The 18,001-nt window shown below is 73.4% G+C and carries 17 protein-coding genes; 9 read left to right on the top strand and 8 right to left on the bottom strand.

All coding sequences use genetic code 11. The annotated features are described in order from the left end of the window. Positions 1–172: 172 nt before the first annotated feature. Complete coding sequence (locus LCD31_RS02335; RefSeq protein WP_224955744.1) at positions 173–757, top strand: MFS transporter; 585 nt, start codon at positions 173–175, stop codon at positions 755–757. A 46-nt stretch (positions 758–803) separates the two neighbouring features. After that, positions 804–1,469 carry a GntR family transcriptional regulator gene (locus tag LCD31_RS02330; protein ID WP_224955743.1) on the top strand — a complete coding sequence of 222 codons (666 nt, stop codon included), beginning with the start codon at positions 804–806 and terminating at the stop codon, positions 1,467–1,469. Here LCD31_RS02330 and LCD31_RS02325 read toward each other — a convergent pair. The 6 genes from LCD31_RS02325 to LCD31_RS02300 form a co-directional block, all read right to left on the bottom strand. Next, entirely contained in the window at positions 1,456–2,856 is a 1,401-nt protein-coding gene (locus LCD31_RS02325) for a rhamnulokinase family protein (protein ID WP_224955742.1), read from the bottom strand. The genes LCD31_RS02330 and LCD31_RS02325 overlap by 14 nt on opposite strands. Beyond that, positions 2,853–4,889, bottom strand: coding sequence for a bifunctional aldolase/short-chain dehydrogenase (locus tag LCD31_RS02320; RefSeq protein ID WP_224955741.1), 2,037 nt, complete (start codon positions 4,887–4,889; stop codon positions 2,853–2,855). The genes LCD31_RS02325 and LCD31_RS02320 overlap by 4 nt, the downstream gene beginning before the upstream one ends. A 23-nt stretch (positions 4,890–4,912) precedes the next feature. Beyond that, a complete protein-coding gene (gene rhaI, locus LCD31_RS02315) occupies positions 4,913–6,082 on the bottom strand; it encodes an L-rhamnose isomerase (protein WP_224955740.1) in 1,170 nt (389 codons plus the stop codon). Continuing rightward, positions 6,079–6,429, bottom strand: a complete 351-nt coding sequence (locus tag LCD31_RS02310; protein ID WP_224955739.1) for an L-rhamnose mutarotase — start codon at positions 6,427–6,429, stop codon at positions 6,079–6,081. Before LCD31_RS02310 ends, rhaI begins: the two co-directional genes overlap by 4 nt. Then, positions 6,426–7,724, bottom strand: coding sequence for an MFS transporter (locus tag LCD31_RS02305; RefSeq protein WP_224955738.1), 1,299 nt, complete (start codon positions 7,722–7,724; stop codon positions 6,426–6,428). Before LCD31_RS02305 ends, LCD31_RS02310 begins: the two co-directional genes overlap by 4 nt. Before the next feature lie 272 nt (positions 7,725–7,996). Further along, the gene (locus tag LCD31_RS02300) at positions 7,997–8,629 is read right to left on the bottom strand and encodes a TetR/AcrR family transcriptional regulator (RefSeq protein ID WP_224955737.1); all 633 of its coding nucleotides are present in this window, start codon (positions 8,627–8,629) and stop codon (positions 7,997–7,999) included. A gap of 85 nt (positions 8,630–8,714) precedes the next feature. On the opposite strand from LCD31_RS02300, the gene LCD31_RS02295 reads away from it, so the two are divergent. Both LCD31_RS02295 and LCD31_RS02290 read left to right on the top strand, forming a co-directional pair. Continuing rightward, positions 8,715–9,557 carry an SDR family oxidoreductase gene (locus LCD31_RS02295; RefSeq protein WP_224955736.1) on the top strand — a complete coding sequence of 281 codons (843 nt, stop codon included), beginning with the start codon at positions 8,715–8,717 and terminating at the stop codon, positions 9,555–9,557. After that, positions 9,554–10,651 (top strand): hypothetical protein, encoded by a 1,098-nt coding sequence (locus tag LCD31_RS02290; RefSeq protein WP_224955735.1) that lies wholly within the window; start codon positions 9,554–9,556, stop codon positions 10,649–10,651. The genes LCD31_RS02295 and LCD31_RS02290 overlap by 4 nt, the downstream gene beginning before the upstream one ends. Before the next feature lie 209 nt (positions 10,652–10,860). Here LCD31_RS02290 and LCD31_RS02285 read toward each other — a convergent pair whose 3' ends face one another. Both LCD31_RS02285 and LCD31_RS02280 read right to left on the bottom strand, forming a co-directional pair. Further along, positions 10,861–11,280, bottom strand: coding sequence for a PPOX class F420-dependent oxidoreductase (locus tag LCD31_RS02285; protein ID WP_224955734.1), 420 nt, complete (start codon positions 11,278–11,280; stop codon positions 10,861–10,863). A 141-nt stretch (positions 11,281–11,421) separates the two neighbouring features. Beyond that, on the bottom strand, positions 11,422–12,315 hold the full coding sequence (locus LCD31_RS02280) for an alpha/beta hydrolase (protein WP_224955733.1): 894 nt from the start codon (positions 12,313–12,315) through the stop codon (positions 11,422–11,424). A gap of 256 nt (positions 12,316–12,571) precedes the next feature. Here LCD31_RS02280 and LCD31_RS02275 point away from each other — a divergent pair, with 256 nt between their 5' ends. The 5 genes from LCD31_RS02275 (at position 12,572) to LCD31_RS02255 (ending at position 17,918) form a co-directional block, all read left to right on the top strand. Beyond that, positions 12,572–13,996 carry an FGGY family carbohydrate kinase gene (locus tag LCD31_RS02275; RefSeq protein ID WP_224955732.1) on the top strand — a complete coding sequence of 475 codons (1,425 nt, stop codon included), beginning with the start codon at positions 12,572–12,574 and terminating at the stop codon, positions 13,994–13,996. Beyond that, entirely contained in the window at positions 13,993–14,886 is an 894-nt protein-coding gene (locus LCD31_RS02270) for a hypothetical protein (protein WP_224955731.1), read from the top strand. Before LCD31_RS02275 ends, LCD31_RS02270 begins: the two co-directional genes overlap by 4 nt. A 76-nt stretch (positions 14,887–14,962) precedes the next feature. Next, positions 14,963–16,339: a sugar porter family MFS transporter gene (locus LCD31_RS02265; protein WP_224955730.1), complete on the top strand. Its 1,377-nt coding sequence runs from the start codon at positions 14,963–14,965 to the stop codon at positions 16,337–16,339. Continuing rightward, positions 16,336–16,947 carry an AAA family ATPase gene (locus LCD31_RS02260; protein WP_224955729.1) on the top strand — a complete coding sequence of 204 codons (612 nt, stop codon included), beginning with the start codon at positions 16,336–16,338 and terminating at the stop codon, positions 16,945–16,947. The genes LCD31_RS02265 and LCD31_RS02260 overlap by 4 nt, the downstream gene beginning before the upstream one ends. Then, positions 16,896–17,918: a LacI family DNA-binding transcriptional regulator gene (locus LCD31_RS02255; RefSeq protein WP_224955728.1), complete on the top strand. Its 1,023-nt coding sequence runs from the start codon at positions 16,896–16,898 to the stop codon at positions 17,916–17,918. Before LCD31_RS02260 ends, LCD31_RS02255 begins: the two co-directional genes overlap by 52 nt. Positions 17,919–18,001 lie beyond the last annotated feature (83 nt).

Below are 18,001 nucleotides of genomic sequence, written 5' to 3'. Positions count from 1 at the left end.
CCCCCCCGCCCCCCCCGGGGCGGGCCCCCCGCCCGCGGGGGGGCCCGCCCCCCCCCCCGCCGCCGCGCCCCCCCCCCCCCCCCCCCCCCCCCCCCCCCCCCCCCCCCCCCCCCCGCCCCCCCCGCACCGCTGGGCGGGCCTGCGGGCGCTGTTCCGCGGCGGGCGGTGGCCGGTGACGCTGCTGTTCTGGCTCACCTCCTTCGCCGGGCTGATGCTGGTGTACGGGGTGGGGCAGTGGCTGCCGAAGATCATGGGTGACCTCGGCTACGAGACCGGTGACGCGCTGCTGTTCTCCACCGCGCTCAACGTCGGCGGCATCGGCGGCATGGTCGTGGCCGGCCGGCTCGCCGACCTGGTCGGGGCACGGCGGATCGTGGTCGCCTGGTTCGCGCTGACCGCGGTGTTCGTGCACCTGCTGGGCGTGCACCTGCCGGTGGCGGTGCTCTACGTCGTGGTGTTCTTCGCCGGGCTCCTGCTGTTCAGCGGGCAGAGCATGGTCTACGCGGCCGTCGGCACCCACCACGACGCGGGCGACCGGGACACCGCGCTGGGCTGGGTGGCCGGGATGGGGCGCTTCGGCGCGGTCTTCGGGCCGTGGCTCGGCGGTGCGCTGCTCGCCGCGGGCCGCGCCGACCTCGGTTTCACCGCGTTCGCGGTCACCGGCCTGTTCGGCGCGGCGATGATGGCGCTGGCGAGTCTGACCATCCGGTTCCGCGGTCCGCGCTCCTCGCGGCAGCGCTCCGAGGCCGGCGGTTAGACTCGGTGGACAAAATTGTTCGCAATCATCGGTACGGGGTAGGCCAGTGACGACAGCGAAGCGCGACTCCGGGCGGTCGGCGGTGGTCGACGAGATCCGGGACGCGATCACCCGCGGCGACTTCGCGCCCAACCAGCGCCTGGTGGAGGCCGAGCTCTCCGAGCAGTTCGACGCGGGTCGCGGCGCGGTCCGCAACGCGCTGGTGCAGCTGGCCACCGAAGGCCTCGTGGAACGCGTGCAGAACCGCGGCGCCCGGGTGCGCGCCGTGCCGCTCGACGAGGCCATCGAGATCACCGAGGTGCGGATGGTCGTCGAAGGCCTGTGCGCGGCACGCGCCGCCGAACGCGCCACCGACGACGACAAGGCCGAGCTGCGCGAGATCGCCGACCAGATGCGGGCCGCGGTCGCCGGCGGCGACGTGTGGGGTTACTCGGAGCTGAACAAGCGGCTGCACTCCCTGGTCCTGCGCGTCAGCGGGCAGCGCACGGCGCACGAGGTGCTCAGCAGGCTGCGCGGGCAGAACGTGCGCCACCAGTTCCGCCTCGCGCTGCACCCCGGCCGCCCCGGCGTGTCGCTGCCGCAGCACCTGGCGATCGTCGACGCCATCTGCGCGGGCGACCCGGTGGCGGCCGAGCAGGCGATGCGCGAGCACCTGCGCAGCGTCATCGACGCGCTGCCCGAAGTGGACGGGACGCGGATCAGCGCGCTCTGACCTCACCGGGCCGGTAGGTGCGGGGTTCCGCGGTCGACCGGACCAGCGCCCGGAGCGATTCCAGGCCACCGGTCAGCAGCCCGGCGGCGCGGGCCTGCACGAGGACGTTGCCGAGGGCGGTGGCCTCGACCGGCCCGGCGACGACCGGCCGGCCGGTGCGTTCGGCGGTCAACCGGCACAGCAGCTCGTTCCGCGCCCCGCCGCCGACGACGTGCACCGCGGACAGCGCGCGTCCGGTGAGGATCTCCAGCCGCGCCACGGATTCCGCGTACGCGGACGCGAGGCTCTCCAGGATGCACCGGGTGAACTCGGCGCGGTCGCGGGGAACCGGCCGGTCGTGCTCGGTCAGCCACGCGGTGATGCGCGCGGGCATGTCGCCGGGCGCGAGGAACCGCGGGTCGTCTGCGTCGAACTCGGCGACCGACCCGGCCGGCACCTCGGCGGCCGCCGCCAGCAGCGCGGGCAGGTCGACCGGCGGTCCGGTGCGTTCCCACTCGGCGACGCACTCGGTCAGCAGCCACAGGCCCATCACGTTGTGCAGGTACCGGATGCGCCCGTCGACGCCGAGCTCGTTGGTGAAGTTCGCGGCCCGGCCCGCCTCCGACAGCAGCGGGCGCTCCAGCTCGACGCCGACCAGCGACCACGTCCCGCAGGAGATGTAGGCGAACGACTCGTCCCGGGCGGGCACCGCGACCACCGCGGAGGCGGTGTCGTGCGACCCGACCGCGGTGACCGGCACGCCGGTGTCGAGCGCACCGATCCGCTCACCCGGCGACACCAGCGGCGGCAGCAGCCCGCGGTCGTGGCCGAGGCGCGCCGCCAGCGACTCCGACCACTCGGCGGTGCGCACGTCCAGCAGCCCCGTGGTGGAGGCGTTGGTGCGTTCGGCGACCTGCTCGCCGGTCAGCCAGTACGCCAGCAGGTCCGGCAGCAGCAGCATCCGCTCGGCCGCCGCCAGCAGCCCGCTGCGCCGGTCCGCGGCCAGCTGGAAGATCGTGTTGAACGGCAGGTGCTGCAACCCGTTGACCTCGTACAGCTCCGCCGGCCCGATCACCGAGTGCACGTCGGCCACGGCGGCTTTGGTGCGCTCGTCCCGGTAGTGGTGCGGCGTCCCGAGCATCCGGCCGCCGCGCAGCAGCGCGTAGTCCACCGCCCACGAGTCGATGCCGACGCTCACCGGATCCGCTTCGCGCGCCGCCAGCTCCAGGGCCGCGCACACCTGCCGGTGCAGCTCCAGCACGTTCCAGTGCAGCGACCCGCGCACCCGCACCGGCCCGTTCGGGAACCGGGCGAGCTCGCGCATCCGCAGCTCGCCCGGCCCGGCGTGCCCGAGCACGACCCGCCCGCTGGTGGCGCCGAGGTCGACGGCGGCGACGGTGCCGCTCATCGCAGGAACGCCGCGGCGACCCCGGCGTCCACCGGCACGTGCAGCCCGGTGGTGTGGCTGAGGTCGCCACCGAGCAGCGCGAACACCGCGTTCGCCACGTGCTCGGGCAGCACCTCGCGCTTGAGCAGGGTGCGCTGGGCGTAGAACTCGCCCAGGTCCTCCTCGGCGACGCCGTACACCTGGGCCCGCTGCGCGCCCCAGCCACCGGCGAAGATCCCGCTGCCGCGCACCACACCGTCCGGGTTGACGCCGTTGACGCGGACACCGTGCCCGCCGAGCTCGGCCGCCAGCAGCCGCACCTGGTGCGCCTGGTCCGCCTTGGTCGCCGAGTAGGCGATGTTGTTCGGCCCGGCGAACACCCCGTTCTTCGACACGACGTACACGACGTCGCCGCCGAGCCCCTGGTCGATCAGCACCCGCGCGGCCGCCTTGCTGACCAGGAACGAGCCCTTCGCCATCACGTCGTGCTGCAGGTCCCAGTCGGCGGCGGTGGTCTCCAGCAGCGGTTTCGACAGCGACAGGCCGGCGTTGTTGACCACCACGTCGAGCCCGCCGTACGCGAGCACCGCCGCGTCCACGGCGGCGCGCACCGCGTCCTCGTCGGTGACGTCGGCGCCGACGCCGATCGCCACGTCGGCGGACCCGAGTTCGGCCGCGGCCTCCCGGGCCTTCGCGGCGTCGAGGTCGGCGAGCACCACGGTGGCGCCGTCGCGGGCGAGGCGGGCGGCGGTGGCCTTGCCGATGCCGGAGGCCGCCCCGGTGACCAGCGCGACCTTCGTGGCGAGCGGTTTCGGCGCGGGCCGCCGCCGCAGCTTCGCCTCCTCCAGCTCCCAGTACTCGATGCGGAACTTCTCCGCCTCCTCGATGGGGGAGTAGGTGGACAGCGCCTCCGCCCCGCGCATCACGTTGATCGCGTTCACGTAGAACTCGCCCGCCACCCGGGCGGTCTGCGCGTCGGCGCCGTAGCTGAACATGCCCACGCCGGGCACGAGCACGATCGCCGGATCGGCACCGCGCATCGGCGGTGAGTCCGGGGTGGCGTGCCGCCGGTAGTAGGCCGCGTAGTCCGCGCGGTACCGCTCGTGCAGCTCCCGCAGCCGCGCCACCGATTCCTCGACGGTCGCGGTCGCGGGCAGGTCCAGCACCAGCGGCGCGACCTTGGTGCGCAGGAAGTGGTCCGGGCAGCTGGTGCCGAGCGCCGCCAGCCGCGGATGTTCCGCGCGGGACAGGAATTCCAGCACCTCGGGCCCGTCGGTGAAGCGACCCACCTGCCGCCGGTCGGTGCTGACCAGCCCGCGCAGCACGGGGGCGAGCGCCGCTGCCCTGGCCCGGCGCTCCGCGGCGGGCAGCGGTGCGTACCCGTCGAGGACCGCGCCGAACGGCTCGGGCCTGCCGTGCTCGGCGATGTGCTCGGCGGCGGTGTCGATGATCCACCGCGAGTTCCGCTCGCACTCCTCGGCGGTGCCGCCCCACGCGGTGATGCCGTGCCCGCCGAGGACGGTGCCGACGGCCCGCGGGTGGGTGCGCCGGATCTCGGCGATGTCCTCGCCGAGCTGCCAGCCGGGCCGCCGCCACGGCACCCACACCACCCGGTCGCCGAAGATCTCCTCGGTCAGCCGCGGCCCGTCGGCGGCGGTGGCGATCGCGATGCCGCTGTCCGGGTGCAGGTGGTCCACGTGGCAGGCGTCGACGAGGCCGTGCATCGCGGTGTCGATGGACGGCGCGGCACCGCCCCTGCCGTGCAGCACGTGGTCGAACGCGGCGACCATCTCGTCCTCCCGGTCCGGTCCGGGGTAGACCGCGGACAGCGCGCGCAGCCGGTCGAGCCGCAGCACCGCCAGCCCCTGCTCGGTGAGGGTGCCCAGGTCGCCGCCGGAGCCCTTCACCCACATCAGGTCCACCTCCTGCCCGGTGACGGGGTCGACGTCGCGGCCCTTGGCGGAGGTGTTGCCGCCGGCGTAGTTGGTGTTGCGCGGGTCGGCGCCCAGCCGGTTGCTGCGCGCGATCAGGTCGTGGACGGTGCGGTTCGGCATGGTCTCCTCTCCTCGGGCGGGCATCAGGCGCCCCACCCGGCCTGCGCGCCGCCGGTGCGCTGTTCGGCGAGCAGCCGCTGGTGGCCGGATTCGGCGTAGGCGCGCAGCGGGTCGGCGGGCAGCCCGCGGGCGGCGCGCCACTCGGCCAGCGCGGGCCGGACATCGGTGTGGAAGGCGTCCATCAGCACGTCGTTGGCGCCGAGCACGTCGTGCTCCTGCTGCGCCGTCGCCAGCGCCGCGCGGTCCACCAGCAGCGCGCGGGCCGTCATCTCCTGCACGTTGAGCACCGAGCGGATCTGGCCGGGGATCTTCTCCTCCACGTTGTGGCACTGGTCGAGCATGAACCGCACCGGCGAGCCCTCGTCCAGCCCGCCACCGGCGATCACCTCGTGCAGGATCCGGAACAGCTGGAACGGGTCGGCGGCACCGACGATGAGGTCGTCGTCGGCGTAGAACCGCGAGTTGAAGTCGAACGACCCGAGCTTCCCCAGCCGCAGCAGCTGCATCACGATGAACTCGATGTTGGTGCCCGGCGCGTGGTGCCCGGTGTCCAGGCAGGTGAAGGCCCGCTCGCCGAGCGCGCTGACCTGCACGAACGAGGTTCCCCAGTCGGGGACGTCGGTGTGGTAGAAGGCCGGTTCGAAGAACTTGTACTCCAGCACGAGCCGCTGGTGCTCGCCGAGCGCCGCGTAGATCTCGGCGAGCGAGTCGGCGAGCCGGTCCTGCCGGGACCGCAGCGAACCCTGTCCCGGATAGTTGGTGCCGTCGGCGAGCCAGATCTTCAGGTCGGTGGACCCGGTCTCGTGCATGATCTCGATGCAGCGCAGGTGGTGGTCGATCGCCTTGCGCCGCACCGCGGCGTCGACGTGGGTGAGGCTGCCGAACTTGTAGTCGGCGTCCTGGAACGTGTTCGAGTTGATCGTGCCCAGCCGCACCCCGAGCCCGTCCGCGTGCGCGCCGAGCGCGGCGAAGTCGTCCACCGCGTCCCACGGGACGTGCAGCGCGACGGCGGGGGCGAGGCCGGTGAGCTCGTGCACCTTGGCGGCGTCGGCGATCTTCTCCTGCGGGGTGCGCGGCGTACCGGGGGTGCCGAACACCTTGAACCGGGTTCCGGAGTTGCCGAAGGCCCAGCTCGGCAGTTCGATCGCCTGCCGCTCCAGGGTGGGGACGATCGCCTGGAACGTGGTGGTCATTGCTGTGCTCCTTCGTGCTGTGCGAGCTGGTCCGCCAGGTGGAAGACCTCGGGCAGCGCGGTGGCGTTCTGGTCCGCGCGACCGCCGTCGCCGACGAACAGGTCGGCCATGTACCGCTCCCAGCGGGCGGCGACGGGGGAGGCGGCGAGGTGGGCGTCGGAGTCGGCGACCGAGTCGGTCTCGTAGTAGCCGATCAGCAGCCCGTCGGGCCGCAGGAACAGCGAGTAGTTCCGCCGCCCGGAGGCCGCCAGTTCGCGCAGCATCTCCGGCCACACCGCGGCGTGCCTGCGCAGGTACTCGTCGATCCGGTCCGGGTCGACCTGCAGCTGGAAGCAGACGCGGGTCACGGCGCCACCACCGCCCCGCCGGTGGTCCCGGAGCCGTACCGCTCCCGCTCGATCTGCTCCAGGCTCTTGCCCTGGGTGCGCGGCGCCCAGACGGTGCCGATCAGCAGCGAGCCGAGCAGCAGCCCGAGGATGAGGGTGCCGAGCCCGCGCAGCCCGATCTGGGTGAGCAGCGCGGGGAATCCGACGCTGAGCAGTCCGACCAGCACGCGGGCGGCGAGGAACAGCACGCCCTGCGCGCTGGCCCGGTAGCGGGTCGCGAACAGCTCGCTGGCCCAGAGCCCGTAGAACGCCTGCGCCCCGATGCCGGAGGACACGCCCCAGCCGACGGCGAAGAACAGCAGGGTGGCGGTGCCCGCGGGCGCGTAGATCAGCGCGGCCCAGGCGAGCACGCCCAGCGCGGCGCCCGCGCAGTACAACCACCGCCGGCTGACCCGGTCGGCGAGCAGCATGAACCCGAAGTAGGTGGCCGCGCTGGTGCAGCCCCACACCAGCACCTGCAGCAGGTACTGCTCGGTGGCGGAGGTGAGCCCGACGGCCTCGTACATCCGCGGCTGGAAGATCCCGGCCTGCCCGGCGACCCCGTTCCAGAGCGCGTACACGCCGAACAGGAACAGCATCGCCAGCAGGTTCGTCCGCCGGGTGAACAGGCCGCGCAGGCTGCCGGCGAAGGTGACCTGCCCGGATTCGGCGGTGCGGTTGCGCCACACCGTCGATTCGGCGAGGCCGCGCCGCACCCACCAGGTGACCGCGGCGACGACGAACAGGTGCAGGAAGATCAACCGGCTGCCGAGCAGCCCGAGCGGGGCGACGACGACGGCGAACAGGTAGCCGAGCGTCGGCCCGATCGACCAGGCGAGCTGCGCGGCGCCGACGTGCGCGGCCCGCCGGTCGGGCGGCGCCTCCTCGGCGATGTAGGTCCAGGAGGCGGTGACCCCGGCGCCGACGGCGATGCCAGTGAGCACGAACGCGGTCAGCAGCATCCCGAACGAGGTGGCGAACACCGCGATCAGCACGCCGAGCATGTAGAGCAGCAGGTCGTAGGTGTAGATGAACTTCCGCCCGTAGCGGTCGCACAGCGGTCCGCCGATGGCGGCACCGGCGGCGGCGCCGAAGGCGTTCGCGCTGAGCGCGGCGAGCAGCCCGACGGCCAGGTCGTCCAGCCCGAACCGGTCCTGCCAGAGCCCGAGGCTGGTGGCGATCGCGATGATCGAACCGGCTTCGATGTAGTTCGACATGGCCACGGCGATGGTCGCGCGCCAGCCGGTCGTGGTCTTGCTACCGAATCGGACCCCCATCGGTCCTCCTGTCCATCGGCGGTGATGCGCAGGTTCGGGGCACGCGGCACCCGGTGGTAAAACGTTTCAATCGATGGCCTGCACGATAGGAGGAGGTGTGGAGCCGGGGCAAGGCCCGTCCGGGTGCCGGTCGATCGGCCGTAGCGTCGCGATCAGTCGCCCGGCACGCGTTCAGCCGCGTCCTGTTCGATCAGCGGACTGGTCCAGTCGGGTGCAGGCCGACGCCCGCGTGCCTGTGTAACGTTTCAACATACCGTGGTGGCAAGCACCGATCAGCCGTCCGCGACGAGCCGATCCCTGGCTCCCGCGAACAGCGCGGCGCACGCCTGGACCAGTTCCTCCGGCCGCCGGGTCCGCCCGCTCAGCAGCCAGTCGACCAGCAGGTGGTTGACCGCGCCGACGAGCGCGATCGTCGTCAGCCGCCGCTGCGTGCCCGGTTCGACGTCGCTCAGCCACCTCTCGCCCAGCAGCTCGGCGAACTCGGTGAGCACCGCGTGCCGCCGCGCCTCCAGCGCCGCCGACACCCCGACCACTTCCACCAGCACGATCCGCGCGCGTCGCTGGTCGGCCACCAGGAACCCGACGAAGGCGTCCAGCCCGCGCGGCACCATGTCGGCGGAGCCCTCGTGCCCGGCCACCGCGGCCAGCGTCGTGCCGCGCAGCCCGTCGACGAGCTTGTCGTACACGGCGGTGAGCGCGGCCTCCCGGTCGCGGAAGGACTCGTAGAAGTACCGCTCGGTGAGCCCGGCGTGCGCGCACAGCTGCTTGACCGAGGTCGCCTGGTAGCCGCGGTCGCCGAACAGCTCCTGGGCGGCGTCGAGCAGGGCGGCGCGCCGCTGCCGCGCGCGCTCGGCCGGGTCGAGACCGGCGTAGCGGCGGCCGCCCGGGTTCGGCTGGTTCGCCATCGCGCCCCTTTCGCGGCGAGGAGGACGTCCGCTACCTTATCGATCTGACACGACGTCGTGTCAGATCGGACTGCGAGGTGAGGACGTGCGGAGGACACCGGCCGGGATGATCATCGCGGTCACCGGCGGCGCCCGCGGCATCGGGCGCGAGATCGCGCGGACGCTGGCCGCGGCCGGCGCCCGCGTCGCCATCGGGGACCGCGACCTGGCGGCCGCCGAACGCACCGCCGCCGAACTGCCCGGCGAACTCGCCGCGTTCCCCGCCGACGTCACCGACACCGGCTCGTTCGCGGCCTTCCTGGACGCGGTCGCCGACCGGTGGGGGCCGATCGATGTGCTCGTGAACAACGCGGGCGTGATGTGGGTCGGCCCCTTCGACGAGGAACCGGAGAGCGCCGTGCGCCGCCAGCTGGAGGTGAACGTGCACGGCGTCATCCGCGGCGTCCGGCTCGCCGCCCCGCGGATGCGCGAGCGCGGGCGCGGCCAGATCGTCACCATCGCCTCCGGCGCCTCCAAGTTCGCGCCACCGGGCGAAGCGACCTACGCCGCGACCAAGCACGCCGTGCACGGCTACCTGGACGCGGTGCGCGCCGAGCTGCACGGCACCGGCGTGCGCCTCTCGCTCGTGCTGCCCGGCGTCGTCGACACCGAACTCGCCGCGGGCACCGCCACCGGCCCGGTGCGCAGGCTCGCTCCCGCCGAAGTCGGCCGGGCCGTGCTCCGCATCGTCCGGCGGCCCCGGTTCGAGCTCAGCGTGCCCCGCCGGCTGGGCTTCGCGACCTGGCTCGCCCGCGTCCTGCCCGACCCCGCCCGCTACCGGCTGCAACGCGTCCTGGTGCCGAACCAGGTCGCCGCGGTCGCCGGCGGCACCACCCGCAGCGCGTACGAGGACCGCGCGCTCACCGGAACCGACGAGGAGACCCGATGACGGCGACCGCCACGCCCACCGTCCGCCCGATCCCCGAGTTCGAGGGGGTGCACGACGTCTGGCCCCGCGGCGACCGCCTGGAAGCGGTGCGCGAGGCGGCCGCCCGTTACCGGGATCGCTTCCTCGCCCAGGGCACGATCCGGGCGATCCGCAGCATCGACATCGCCGCCGCCCCGTACCCGTCGCGGTACGCGTTCCAGGGCTACAACCTGTCCCTCAACCCGATGATCTCCATCATCAACCGGATGTTCGTGATCCAGTTCGAGGGCTTCGACGGGGAGCTCAAGACCCTGGTGTGGGAGCCGACGGTGGCGGCCGGCTCGGCCGAGGCGCCGTTCTACGCGAAGTTGCAGCGGCTCGCGGGCGACTTCCTCGCCGACAAGGTCTTCGCCAAGTACTACAACGACCCCGACGAGGTGCTGCCGCGGCTGGGGCTGCGCAACTCCGACGTGGACTACGTCAGCTTCGACCACCTGCACGTCCAGGACGTGCGCATGATCATGGGCAGCGAGCGGGTCATCCCCGGTGAGCGGGAGCCCCGCGCGCCGCTGTTCCCCGGCGCGAAGCTGCTGGTGCACCGCAAGGAACTCGCCACCCTCGAATCCCCGCACCCCATGCAGTGGGCGTGGTACGTCGACGGCGCCATGGACGGCGTGCCCGCCGAACGCCTCGAAGTGCTCGACGGCGACGTGGAGCTCGGCGTCGGCGTCAGCCTGCTGTGGACGCCCGGGCACACCGACGGCAACCACTCGCTGGTGGTCAACACGCCCGACGGGGTATGGGTGTCCTCCGAGAACGGGATGGCCGCCGACAGCTGGCAGCCCGAGCTCTCCAAGATCCCGGGGGTGAAGCAGCAGGCCCGGTTCTTCAACCGGGAAGTGGTGCTCAACGCCAACACGCTGGAGGACTCGTTGGACCAGTACGACTCGATGGTCAAGGAGAAGACCATGGCCTCCCGGTCGTCCCGCGACGCGCGCTGGCTGCAGATCGTCCCGTCCTCGGAGTGCGCCGACTGGAAGCGGCAGTGGCCGGTGGTGCCCACCTTCACCCACGGCGGGCTGGACTACGGGGAGATCTCCACGCGGCGGGCCTGAGCGGTCGCTCCCGGCCTCCGCCGCCCGTGCTGCCCTGCCGGGGCGGCGGAACCTCGCAGCCGGTCCGGGAACCTGCCCGGCGTCGTGTCGTTCGTCCTGCCGGCGGCGACAACCGCTGAGGGTTCCGCCACCCGACCACCAGCGACACGAGTGGGAAGGCGGGCGGTGAGGTTCCGCCACCCGAATCCCGAGCATCGGGAGCGGAGGCGTCACCCGGCCTGGGTGTTGTCCTTCTGGCTGCCCCAGCCGTGCCAGCGGTCGATCTCGACCACGGCGGTGACCCGGGAGCGCTCCCGGTCGGGGTAGGGGCTGCCGAGGTAGTGCTGGGCGAGCCGGTCGATGTCCACCAGACCGGGGTCGTCGCGCAGCTCGGTGACCCGGCCGATCAGGGTGACGTGCGTGTACCAGTCCGCGGCGTCGAGCACCGTCAGCGAGACCCGCGGGTCCCGGCGGAGGTGGCCGAGCCGTTTGCGCCCCTCGTCCATGTTCACCAGCACCACGCCGTCGTCCCACAGGTACCAGGTGGCGGCGGAGACGGGCTGCCCGTCGGAGCGCAGGGTGGTGATCGTCGACGGGTTCGGCTTGCGCAGCAAGGCGATCGTGTCGTCGGGGAGCGGTGGCGTGGACATGCGGGTCCTCCCTGTTCCGTCGGTCGGTGCGGCCCCCGCCAACCTACCGGCGCGGCCCCCCCGCCGCCCGGACCGCCGGCGGTCCACTGTGGAGCGATCATCGCCGCCGCACCGTTCGGGGCGGCGGCGATCGTCGCCGCGCTAGCCGATCGGGCAGGTGTCCCGGTACTCGGCGATCTCCGGTCCGCTCGGTGGCGGGCAGAGGAACCGCTCGTAGCGCGTGTCCTCGTCGAGGAAGCGCTTGAGCCAGGCGATGCCCGTCTTCGCGATCGTGGTGTTCGCGGTGTTCGCGGTGTTCGGCGCGAGGTGCCCGGCCCCGGCCAGTTCGAGGTAGGCCTTGTCCGGTTCACCGGGCAGGCTCTCGTAGAACGGTTCCGCGTGCGAGCGGACCGGCGCCACCGAGTCCCGCTCCGCGCCGATGATCAGCGTCGGGGTCCGCACGCCGGACCAGTCCTTCCTGGTGTGCCACGGGGTGAGCGGGATCGCGGCCCGCAGGTCCGGGTCGGCGACGACGGCCTCCAGCGAGCCGCCGCCGCCCATCGAGTGGCCGACGACGCCGAGGCGGTCGGCGTCCGCGCGGCCCCGCACGGCCGAGTCCGCGGTCAGGTGGTCGAGCGCGGCGAGCAGCTGGCGCCCGCGCGAATCCGGCTGGTCGGTGGGCGTGAGGGTGTCGATGGTGAACACCACGAAGCCCTGCGAGGCAAGCCGCGGCCCGTACCAGGCCATCGAGGACTGGTCGCCGGTGTAGCCGGGGGAGACGGCCACGGCGCCGAAGGTGCCTTTGGAGGTGTCGGTCGGGTAGTAGATCGTGCCGCCGCCGAAGCCGTCGACGGCGCCGCGCGGCACCACGTCCCGCGCGATGTCGAACGGGCCCAGCGGCGCCGCCAGGCTCTCGTCGGTCGGGTCGGGTCCGCGCTGGAAGGAGTCGTCCGCGGCTCGGGCCACCGGTGACCCGCCCGCCAGCAGGCCGAGCATCGCCGCCAGGGCGATCAGCGTCCGGCGGCCGCGGTGCGTCGGGGGAGGCGTTGCGGTCATGAACCACGCCTTTCTCGGAGCGGATCGGGGTCGCGGGCACCCGGGAGGGGCGTGCCCGATTGATCACCTTCGGAGGATCTTGCCGGATTCGCGTGGCGTCAAGAAAACGTTTTCACCCTCCGGATCTCGCTTTCCCGTGGCTGACATCGATGTCCAAGGTGAATCGAGAAAGCGTTGACATCGATGACAACGAGGCGGTTTCGTGTCCCCAGCCGGCGACGAGGCCGGCGCTCAGCGGCAGAAGGAGCGTGCCGAGGTGGACTTCGCAGCGACCGAAGCGGTCGTCGGCATCGACGTGGGCAGCACCGAGATCAAGGTGCTGGTCGCCGATCGGGCCGGCGTCGTGCTGAGTCTCCGGCGCACCCCGACGCAGTGGCACCGCACCGCGGACGGGCACAGCGAACTGCCCGCCGGCCTGCTGCTGGACCGGGTGCTGTCCGCGATGACCGACGCGGTGCAGGTGGCCGAGCGCTCCGCCGGAGCGCTGCGCGTCGTCTCCGCCGCGATCACCGGGATGGCCGAGTCCGGGGTGCTGCTCGACCGCGGCGGCGAGCCGATGCACCCGGTGATCGCCTGGTTCGACCAGCGCGGCGGCGCCGAACTCGCCGCGCTGCCCGCGGACCTGGCCCGCGAGTTCAGCGCGCACACCGGGCTGCCGCTGAGCCCGCTGTGCTCGTTCGCGAAGCTCGGCTGGCTCGTCGGGCGCGGACTTCCGCCGCAGCGGGCCGGAACCTGGCTCAACGTCCCCGAATTCGTCGCGCACGCGCTCGGCGGGCGACCCGTCACCGAGCCGTCGCTGGCCTCCCGCACCGGCCTGCTGGACCAGGCGACCGAGCGGCCGTGGGACCCGGCGCTGGAACACCTGGCGCTGCCCGCCGCGGTGCTGCCGCCGCTCACCACCGCCGGAACGCCGATCGGCACCGTCGATCACCCCGGCGTGCCGGACGCGGTGCGCGGCGCGGTGCTCACCGTCGCCGGGCACGACCACCCGGTCGCCTCGGTCGCCAGCGGCGTGTGGCACGGCGAGCACCTGTTCGACTCCTGCGGCACCTCCGAGGCGCTGCTGCGGGTGGCCTCCGCGCCGCTGCGCCACGAGCAGCGGCGGCGGCTCACCGCGCAGGGCGTCGCGCAGGGCCTGCACGTGCTGCCCGGCCGCCGCCTGCTGCTCGGCGGCACCCGGGGCGGGCTGCTGCTCGACCAGGTCCTCGCGCTGCTGGGCCGCAAGGACCAACCCGCCAGGGCCGAACTCGACCGCGACTGGCTCGCCCGCGGCCCCGAACCCGGTTCGGTGCGGATCTCCGGCGCGCACGCCCGCAGCGAGCACGTCGACGTGCGCCTCGGCGGGGACGACGCCACCCCGCTGGACGTCTGGTCCGCCGCCCTCGCCCACGCCATGGCCGAGACCGACGCGGTCATCGCGCTGATGGCCGCCGAAGCCGGACCGCACGAACACGTCACCGCCGCCGGCGGCTGGACCCGGATGGGCAGCTTCCGCGCGGTGAAGGAACGCAGCCTCCCGGCGGTCCGCTACGCGCGGATCGACCAGCCCAGCGCCTACGGCGCCGCCATCTTCGCCGCCCGCGCCGCCGCGCACGGCGACGGCGATACCGCGCTGTCCGCAGTGGACATCGCGCGTCGGTTCACCGAGCACACCCTCGACCCCATCGGAGCAGAACTATGACCGCGGCACTCGCCGACATCGCCCAGTCCGACGGCACCTTCGCCATCGTCGCCCTCGACCAGCGCAACACCCTGCGCCGCATGTTCACCGCGGCGGGCCAGCCCATCGACGACGACCTGCTGCGCGCGTTCAAGGGCGACGTCATCGGCGGCCTCTCGCCCAGCGCCAGCGGGCTGCTCGTCGACCCCGACTTCGGCGTCCCGGCCGCCATCGCCGACGGCAACCTCGCCCCCGGCGCCGGACTCGCGGTCGCCGCCGAACCGTCCGATCGCGGCAAGTTCGGCGACGAACCGCTCACCCGGCGCGAACCCGCGCAGGACGCCCGCTGGGTGCGTGACATGGGCGGGCACGCGGTGAAGTTCTTCGTGCAGCTGCGCGCCGACCGGGACCCCGAGCTCGGCGGCCGCGACGTCTCCGCGGAGGCACTGGCCGCCGCCGCCGAGGTCGTGGCGGACTGCCGCACCGCGGGCGTGCCCTCGGTGGTCGAGAACCTCATATATCCGCTGCCCGGGGAAGGCGAACTGACCCCGGACGCGCGCGCCGACGCGATCATCGAATCCGCCCGCGCCCTCGACGAGCTCAAGCCCGACCTGCTCAAGCTGGAGTACCCCGGCTCGGCCGAAGCCTGCCGCCGGATCGCCGAGGCCGTCAGCGTGCCGTGGGTCGTGCTCTCGGCGGGGGTCGGCTTCGACGAGTTCAAGGACGTGCTGCGGATCTCCTGCGACGAAGGCGGTGCCTCCGGCTTCATCGCCGGCCGCGCGTTCTGGAAGGACGCCGTGCTGCTCGACCAGCCCGACCGGCGGCCGTTCCTCGCCGACACCGCGCGGCGCAGGCTCGACGAGTGCGTCGCCGCGATCCAGGGCCGCGCCACCCCGCACGCCGCAGTCTGACGTCCCCCGGTGGCCGTCCCGCCCGGGCGGCCACCGCTCTTTCCCGGCAGCGTCGCCGGAGAAACGAGGTACGACCGTGACCACCACGTCATCCGTCCCCGCCCCCGCCCGTTCGCCCGCGGCGGCCGTCACCGGAGCCGCGGTCGTCGCGGCGCTCGGCGGACTGCTGTTCGGCTACGACACCGGTGTCATCTCGGCCGCCCTGCTCTACATCGCCCCGCAGTTCGCGCTCTCCGAGCTGTGGCAGCAGGTCGTGGTGGCCTCGCTGCTGGTCGGCGCGATCGTCGGCGTCGGGCTCGGCGGCATCATCGCCGACGCGCTGGGCCGCAGGCGCACCCTGTCGATCACCAGCATCGTCTTCACCGCCGGTGCGGTGATCTCCGCTGTGGCGCCGGACCTGGCGACCTTGCTGGGTTCGCGGCTGCTGCTCGGCTTCGCGATCGGCACCGCCTCGCTGTCGGTGCCCGCCTACATCGCCGAGATCGCCCCGCCGGAGAAGCGCGGCAGCCTGGTCTCGATCAACCAGATCATGATCAGCTCCGGCATCCTGCTGTCCTACGTGTCCGGTTTCCTGCTCGCCGAAGCGGGCGCGTGGCGCTGGATGCTCGGCCTGGCGGGCATCCCGTCGTTGCTGATGTTCTTCGGCCTGTTCGGGCTGCCGGAGAGCCCGCGGTGGCTCGTCGCGCGCGGCCGGACCGACGAGGCCCGGGCCGTGCTGCGGCGCATCGTCGGCGCCGACCGCGTCGAGGCGGAGCTGAGCACGCTGTCCGGCGCGGTCACCGCCGAGGACTCGGTGACCTACCGGGACGTGCTCAAGCCCGCGATGCGCCCGGCGATCTACCTCGGCATCGGGGTGGCGGCGGTGAACCAGCTCGTCGGCGTCAACGCCATCACCTACTACGCGCCGACGCTGCTGACCAAGGCCGGGTTCGGGGCGTCCGCGGCGATCCTGTCCTCGGTGGGCATCGGCGTGGCGAACGTGGTGTTCACCCTCGTCGGGCTGCTGCTGGTGGACCGGATCGGGCGGCGGCCGCTGCTGCTGGTCGGCCTCGGCGGCGTGGTGGCCTCGCTGGTCGGCATCGGGCTGCTGTACGCGGTCACCGACCTCAGCGGTGGCTGGGGCGTCGTGCTGGTCGCCCTGCTGATCACCTACGAGGCGATGTTCTCGGCGAGCATCGGGCTGGCGATGTGGCTGATCAACAGCGAGATCTTCCCGACCGCGCTGCGCGGGAAGGCGGGCAGCTTCGGGATGTTCACGCACTGGGGCCTGAACCTGATCATCTCGCTGACGGTGCTCAGCGCGTTCGAGGCGTTCACGCCCAGCGGGTTGTTCTGGCTCTACGCGGTGTTCGGCCTGATCGGCTTCTGGTACCTGAAGAAGTACCTGCCGGAGACCCGCGGCCGCACCCTGGAAGAGGTCGAGGCCGTGCTGCGGGCCAGGGCGCGGCGATGAGCCCGCTCGCCCTGTTCGTCTGCGGCGCCCCGGCGAGCGGCAAGAGCACGCTCGCCGGGGTGCCCCCCGGCCGGTGGGGCGCGGCGCTGCTGGACCTGGACGTGCTGACCGGGCCGCTGACCGCCCTGCTCGGCGAGATCAGCGGCAGCGTCACCCCCGACAGCCCGTGGATGCGGGAGCACGCCCGCGCCGCCCGCTACGAATCGCTGCTGGGGACCGCGCTGGACACGGTGCGCACCGGCACGTCGGCGGTGCTCGTCGCCCCGTTCACCGCCGAACGCACCGACCCGGCCGCGTGGGAGGCGGTCGCCGACCGGTTCCGCGCCGCCGGTGCCGAACCCGTGCTGGTGTGGGTCGACTGCCCGCCCGAGGTGGCGCTGCGGCGGATGCGCGCACGCGCCGCCGCCCGGGACGCGGCCAAGCTCGCCGACCCCGCGCAGGTCCGGGCCGCGCGCGCGGACCCGCCGCGCACGCCCCACGTTAGAGTGGACGCGACCCGGCCGATCGCGGCGCAGCTCACCGAGCTGGACCGCGGCCTGACGGAAAGGAACTCGGCGTGCCAGCAGGCGACGTCACGCTCTACGACGTGGCCACCGCGGCCGGAGTGAGCCCCAAGACCGTCTCCCGCGTGATCAACGGCGCGGCCGGGGTCTCGGCGAGCACCCGCGATCAGGTGCAGGCCGTCATCGAAGAGCTGAACTACCGCCCCAACTTCCACGCCCGCTCGCTGCGCGTCGGCCGGGACGAGGCGATCGGCGTGGTGCTGGAATCCCTCTCCGACCCGTTCTTCGCCGAGATGGCCAGCGTCATCGAGCGGTGCGCGCTGGAACGCGGGCACGCGGTGCTCGTCTCCAGCGTCGGCGGCGACCCGGACCGGGAGCACGCGCTGGTGGAGAGCCTGCTGCAGCGCCAGGTCTCCGGGCTGATCATGGTGCCGGTGAGCCGCGACCAGAGCTACCTGCGCGCCGTCGCCGGCACCACGCCGGTCGTGTTCGCCGCCCGCGCCCCGCGACCGGCGGCCGGGCTGGGCACCACGGTGCTCGGCGACGACTTCGGTGCCGCCGAGGCCGCCACCCGGCACCTGCTGCACTCCGGGCACACCCGGATCGCGCTCATCGGCGACCGGCCCGACGTCTACACCACCGGTGAACGCATCCGCGGTTACCGCAGCGCGATGGAGAGCTCCCGCGTCGGCGTGGACGAGACCCTGGTCAAGACCGGCCTGTCCAGCGCCGCCGAAGCGCGCAGCGCGCTGGACGAGCTGCTGCGCTCCGCCGCACCGCCGACCGCGGTGCTGTCCTCCAACGCCCGCTGCTCGCTGGGCGTGGTGCCCGCGCTGCACGCGCGCGGGCGCACCGACATCGCGTTCATCAGCTTCGGCGACTTCCCGATGGCCGATTCGCTGTACCCGGCGGTGTCCGTCGTGGACCAGTCGCCGGAGGTCGTCGCCCGCACCGCCACCGAGGAGCTGTTCAAGCAGCTCGACGGCACCGCGGGCACCGGCGCCACGCTGACCCTCCCGCTGCGGCTGACCGCCCGCGGCTCCGGCGAGATCCCGCTCTCGGCGGTGGGGCGGTAGTCGGGCCGGGTGACGGCGCGGTGCGGTCGAGCCTCGTCGTCCGGTTGCCCGTCCTTCGCCGCCGTCACGGAGGTGATCGGTCG

This window comes from Saccharopolyspora sp. 6M, from assembly GCF_020176775.1.
Taxonomy (GTDB): Bacteria; Actinomycetota; Actinomycetes; order Mycobacteriales; family Pseudonocardiaceae; genus Saccharopolyspora_C; species Saccharopolyspora_C gregorii.
The sequence above is the reverse complement of the archived record's forward strand: the minus strand, read 5'-3'. Positions and strand labels throughout refer to the sequence as shown.